The organism is Nostoc sp. 'Peltigera membranacea cyanobiont' 232 (assembly GCF_002245985.1).
Lineage (GTDB): Bacteria > Cyanobacteriota > Cyanobacteriia > Cyanobacteriales > Nostocaceae > Nostoc.
The window spans coordinates 1-1,983 of record NZ_NOLK01000358.1; the positions used below are offsets into that span (position 1 = coordinate 1).

General features: G+C 46.9%; 1 pseudogene. It reads right to left on the reverse strand.

What is annotated here, in order from left to right:
- Nucleotides 1–1,983, reverse strand: a pseudogene (locus CDG79_RS40285) (PriCT-2 domain-containing protein); the annotation flags it as partial.

Here is a 1,983-nt window from a genome sequence, read left to right on the forward strand (position 1 = left end):
CTAAGTCAGCCAAATTTTTATTACTACCGCTATTAAGACTATCTAATAGCAGGAGTAATAATTTTTTAAAGTGCTGCCAGCCCCCCCATCTCTGGGTAAATCGGCTCACCCAAGCTTGGGAGATTTCGGCAATGTTGGCTAGAGCCTTTTGTCCAATTTTCTGGTGTGACTGCCAAAGGTGGGTGAACGCTTTGACGATGGCGTGTCCGGTCTGCTGGTCGCGGCTACCAGCTTCAATGCAGAAGTCGCAGGCATCAACGCTTTCTAATTTCACTCCTGGTAATTCACTCACGAGGAAACCCAAATCATAGTCAGCGCAGAAGTAGAATGTTAGCTCCACATTGGGGCGACGATGAGCGCGTAATCGCCCAATCTCTTGGATGATTTCTGCACGGATCAGGTCTGTGAGATACTTTTGGAAAGCGCTGTTTTTATCTTCCAGGTTGACTGGTTCCCCAGTCATCACCTGATATTGTGCTGCTAAAACACCGATGTTTTGGTAGGGAATGCCAAAACTTGCGATCGCTGCAACGTCACTAAAGCGATTAACACCACGACCATCGACAAAGTGACCGTATTCTGTGCGGCCCTCGGCAAGGGATGCAATTTGTTTCCAATCGATAATGCCAAGGTTGGGGCAGAGTTTTTTCAAGGTTTCTTTGAGGGCATTAACACGAGCGCTAAGTGGAAGGGAGCGATTTTTGGGCAATTTACCCAACCCAGTAACGTTGACGACTTTTAAATTGTCGTAGTCTGGGCGTTGTTGCTCGATGACTAACACAGGATCATTGATGCCCAGTTTCAATTTCAATTGCTGGGATTTGAAAGTGGCATCAAGATAAATATTAAATTTGGCAGAGTTGGCCAATTCAGTATGCTTGGGGTTTCGGCGGTAAATGCTGAGTACACCCCACCCTGACTGAAAACTACCGTCACCCTTCCAAGCTTCCAGGAAGTCAGGCAACCAGTAATTAGGCAAGTCAAGAAACTCCCTACCAGCCGTTCGTGCGCTGTCTTTAACTACCTTTTTGGCAGCATAACGAGCCGCAGAGCTTTTTTTGAGTTGTTTATCTTGGGTAATATCAATTGAGTCCAAGTCTTCTAGGAAAGTTAAATCAGGTTCAGAGGCTTGGCGAATCGCTTCGATATCTAAGCCTGTGGGGAAAGGGGGCAGCAGCGCACGAATGCTGGCATCATCAAACCCGTAGCGGTCAGTGGGCTTAAGTTGTTGAGTTAACAGTTGGTGTAAAACTAAGAGTGCAGGTTGCAGCTGTGACATTATGTTTGGTTCTAACAGTAGCAGTTTGCCCACAGTGGTTTCAAAATCGCCTCGGTTCACATCAACCGAGCGCACGGGCTTGATGAGCGTACCTGCTTCTTCCCATAACCGCCCAACGGTGAAAGTTTGGTCAGCAGCGTTAGTTAAGGTAACTGGTGTAGAGTCTGGGTGCGCTCTGAGTTCAGAATAATTTTGAATTGCACTGCGCTTTTGAAAGCGGAAGCCAAAACCGTCACCACTGGCAAAACGGCACTGATTTTTAAGGGAACAACCGCCACAGATGGGACTAATACCGCTCTCTTCAAAATCTAAACTGCTAAAATTCTTGCTGCGGAAGGCGTTAAATAAGTAAGTCCTGTGACAATTGCCATCAGTGTCAGCAGTCTCACCCGCTTTAGTCCACAGTTTGAAATCCTCACCTGTAGGAGTTTTGCGGGTGGGATCTAGTTTAAAGCCGTTGTGTCGCACTGGCAGGTCAACAAAATTCGTCTCAATGGGCAGTGTAGATGGGTTTCTGTGGTTGGCATCCTGGTAAATTAGTTTATCAACGCCGAATAGCCCCGCCGTCAGTTGTCCAGCGTTGTAAGACTTACCCAGTCCAGGGTGAGAATTATCTAAGATTTGTGTCCAGCCCTTAGAAACAGCTTCCACCCAAGCGGTAATATGTTCTTCTGGCTGGCAGGAGATAGAGATATTGCCTGTAA